We start from the raw sequence: 3,949 nt of genomic DNA, 5'->3' as shown, positions 1-3,949 counted from the left end.
GAATTTTGCCTGGGGCTGCGTTGCTCCTCGGTCACAGCCCCACTGGCGGGGGATGCTCGCTCGTCGCGCCTTGCCCCAGGCCAAATTGGGCGCAACGAACGTGAGCGTATTTACGAAACGGACCACTTAGTCCTTGTCGTAAACCGCGTCTTCGGGCGCATACTGTTTTGCCAATTGCTCGGTTGAAAATCGGGCCCAATCACCGGCCTCACGCTGAGCGTGTCGTTGCTCCAACAGAAAATCGACGTAGTGCAAAGCTTCGGTTTGCAGGCTCTCCGGCAGGCGTTGGATTTTCTCGTAGATTATCTCCGCAGTGCTCATGGCGCGAATGAATACCGGATGCCTGATGGTCTGTAAATTCGATAAATGTCTTGATGTCTTGAGAGATCACACCGTCGAGACTGGAAACGAACCGCGGAGCATTTTCCCAGGCGTCACGTCTAACTCGGCATGAAACGTTGGCTTAGCTTCAGCTTGATCACCATTGCGCTCGCGCTTTCCCTGAAAACCTTCGCCGCCGGCCTCATCATCGTTGATGCACCGCCCGGTGGGCAGCCACTGGTCGTTCCCCGAATTTGGCCCCCACCCGATCCGCGGCCGCCCCGCCCCATTCCCCCGCCCCATCCCATGCCGCCTCCTTCGCGGATTTATCCGTTTGCGCCGCTGGAGTTGGCGTTTCACAAAGCGGACATTCAGATCCGGGACCAGGTCGCTTCGGTCGCGATCGAGCAGGAATTTTACAACCCGAACCCGCAACAACTCGAGGGTACGTTTCTTTTCCCGCTGCCGAAGGGCGCCCAGATCAAGAAGTTCGCCATGGAAATCGCCGGCCAGGAAGTCGAAGCCGAACTGCTCTCGGCCGAGAAGGCGCGGCACATCTACGAGGACATCGTGCGCAAACTGCGCGACCCGGCGCTGATGGAATACGCCGGGCGCGACCTGATCCGCGTGCGGATTTTTCCGATCGAATCGCACAGCCGCAAGCGCGTCACTCTTGCCTACACCCAACTATTGCGCGCGGATTCCGGGCTGGTCGCATTTTCCTATCCATTGAACACGGAGAAGTTTTCCGCCAAGCCGGTCCAGAGTGTGGCGTTCAAGCTCGACCTGGAAACTCAACGCCCGTTGAAGACAATTTACTCTCCCAGCCACGACGTTGAAATCAAGCGCCACGGGTCTCACCGCGCGACGCTGGGCTACGAGGCCAGGGACGTCAAACCCGACACCGATTTCCAACTCTATTTCGCGACCGAAAAGAGCGACATCGGCATCAATCTGATGACCTACCGTGCCGGCTCGGACGACGGCTACTTTCTGCTCCTGGCGTCACCCGGCTTCGATGTCGCCGACAAAAAGGTTGTGCCGAAAGATGTGGCTTTCGTGCTCGACACCTCCGGTTCGATGGCAGGCAAAAAACTTGAGCAAGCCAAGAAAGCGCTTCTCTTTTGTGTCGAGAACCTGAACGACGAGGATCGGTTCGAGATCATCCGCTTCGCCACGGACATCGAACCGCTGTTCAACGGGCTTTCCGCAGCGAATCGTGACCGCCGCGCCCGCGCCGGCGAATTCATCCGGGGATTGAGGCCCACTGGCGGCACCGCGATCGATGCCGCCCTAAAGAACGCTCTGGCGCTGCGCAAGGAAAGATCGGATCGACCCTTCGTGGTCATCTTCCTGACCGACGGCTTGCCGACCGTCGGAGTGACGCATCCGGATCAAATCGTCGCGGGCGTCAATCAGAACGCCGGTTCGACGCGCGTCTTTTGCTTCGGCATCGGGCACGACGTGAACACGCGTTTGCTCGACCGCATCACCGAAAGCACCCGTGCCGCCAGCCAGTACGTGACGCCGGACGAAGACATCGAAGTGAAAGTGTCGAACTTCTTCGCGAAGATCAAAGAGCCGGTCCTGGCGAATATCAAGCTCACGTTCCCGGAGCACGTGCGCGCGACCCAACTGTATCCGAGTTCATTGCCGGACCTTTTCAAAGGCGAGCAACTCGTGCTTGCGGGGCGTTATTCCGGCGTCGGCTCCGGCAAGATCTCGATCGAAGGCGCCGCCGGCGGTCGGACCGCAGAATTTGCCGGGAACGTGCGATTCCCGGAGTCGGCCCGGGAGCATGATTTCATTCCCCGGCTGTGGGCGACGCGGCGAGTCGGCTATCTGCTCGATGAAATTCGCCTTCATGGCGAGAACCGGGAATTGAAGGACGAAGTCACTGAACTGGCGCGCCAATTCGGGATTGTCACGCCCTACACGGCGTATTTGATCGTCGAAGACGAAAAGCAACGCGGCGTGCCGTTGACGCTGCAATCGCTTCCCCAATTGCAGACGGACGGCGAGGCGCGCGAGTTGTCTGCCACGGCGTTGCGAAGTTATTACCATCAGCAATCCGGCGAGGCGGCGGTGGCCAACGCGCGGGCTGGACTGGCCCTCAAGTCGGCCAATGCGCCGGCCGACGCGCTCAAGCTCGGCAACACGGAAGCGAATCAGACCCTGGTGTTGTCGGCTAAGCCAAATCCGGGTGGCATGGTCAGAAGCGCCGGACCGGGCGGAGCCTCACCGGTGACTGCGGCCACCGCCGTCTCACGCGTCGCGCAGTACACGGAACAAACGCGCTTCATCAATGGGCGGAACTTTTTCCAGAATGGCAATCAGTGGATCGATTCGCTGGCGCAGAAGCGGCCCGAGGCGCCGCGCGTGCGGATTCAGTTCAACTCCCGCGAGTATTTTGCTCTGGCGGCCAATCAACCGGAAGCTCGCCCCTGGCTGGCTTTGGGCCAGAACGTGCAGTTTATGCTCCATGGAACGGTGTGCGAAGTGTTCGAATAGCGGGGCTCACGTCCCAAGCGTTCTCAAACGTTCGGTCAGGATTTTACGGACGCGCCCGAAGGTCTGTTCGGCGTGTGCCAGAACCTCGGCGCCGCGCGAGAGATTGCCCGCGCGGCCGGCCGCTTCGAGTTCGCTGATCGGCTGGCGCATGGCGGTGATCCCGCACGTGGCGCTGGCGCCTTTGCAGCGGTGCGCGAGCAATTCGACTTCCGATGCCTTGCCGGCAGACAGGGCGGCGCGAATTTGCGTGATTTGCTCAGCAGTCTTTTCCAGATACAAATCGACAAATTCGCGAACCGTCGCCGGATCGTTGCCGAGCATTTCGTCAAACCGCTCCCAATTGATCGGAGACTCTGCCGGCGCGACGGAAGCGTTGTGCCTCGGCTCTTCCGGGCCGGATGGCGCCGTGTCCGCTGGCGCGGGCGCAGGAGCCTCTCGACGAACTGAGCCCCATCGCTGGAGCGCCTTTTGGACATCGGCGATGGGAAGCCTCCACGGCATCCAATCCACAAAGAATCTGGCGAGCCATCTTCATTTCGTTCGATCCTCAGCTCGCATTTCATCCAGAACCTTGATCGCCTCTTCCATGTGAAGGTTTCGACTCAATTCCCGCAGTCGGCCGGCTACCTCGCGCGCGCTTTCCCTCAACGCTTCGACCTCAGCCAAATCGAACAGGGCGTCCCCGGCTTCGTCGCTTTCCAGTTCGCAATACGCGTAAGCCGAGGCTGTCTCGTGGCTGCCGACCCCTGGGATCGGTCAACGTCACTCATGTCGGAAGTCTATCAGGGCCAGCATGAAGAAAAGATGAAGGGCTGCCAGCAGAACTGCAAGGTGCGATTGAGTGTCGGTCAGCGACTCCGATTGACTTCCTCTCTCCCGCGAGGAACGAGTGGGGAGAGAGTTGGAGAGAGGGGTTTCTTGGAAACATGAGACCCGATCCAACGGACCTCCTTTCCACAGCTCTCTCCTCCCTTCGGGAAGAGAGGGAGGAGACTTTGTTGACCGACAGTTTTAATCGCACCCCTCACGCGATCACGCGAATCCGAGTTTCCCGACTTTGTTGAAATCATTCATTAGCGAGCAAGCCTGTCCCAGCGAGCCGTATTCGGGCGTGCTT

General features: G+C 59.8%; 3 protein-coding genes. 1 reads left to right on the top strand and 2 read right to left on the bottom strand.

The genetic code is table 11. The annotated features are described in order from the left end of the window. Positions 1-126 precede the first annotated feature (126 nt). A complete protein-coding gene (locus tag FJ398_26555; GenBank protein MBM3841447.1) occupies positions 127-321 on the bottom strand; it encodes a DUF2281 domain-containing protein in 195 nt (64 codons plus the stop codon). A 129-nt stretch (positions 322-450) separates the two neighbouring features. Here FJ398_26555 and FJ398_26550 point away from each other — a divergent pair, with 129 nt between their 5' ends. Next, complete coding sequence (locus FJ398_26550) at positions 451-2,832, top strand: VWA domain-containing protein (protein MBM3841446.1); 2,382 nt, start codon at positions 451-453, stop codon at positions 2,830-2,832. A 6-nt stretch (positions 2,833-2,838) separates the two neighbouring features. Here FJ398_26550 and FJ398_26545 read toward each other — a convergent pair whose 3' ends face one another. Continuing rightward, positions 2,839-3,333, bottom strand: a complete 495-nt coding sequence (locus FJ398_26545) for an Hpt domain-containing protein (protein MBM3841445.1) — start codon at positions 3,331-3,333, stop codon at positions 2,839-2,841. Positions 3,334-3,949 lie beyond the last annotated feature (616 nt).

The sequence above is a fragment of the Verrucomicrobiota bacterium genome (assembly GCA_016871535.1).
In the GTDB taxonomy this organism is placed as follows: Bacteria; Verrucomicrobiota; Verrucomicrobiia; order Limisphaerales; family SIBE01; genus VHCZ01.
The sequence above is the reverse complement of the archived record's forward strand: the minus strand, read 5'-3'. Positions and strand labels throughout refer to the sequence as shown.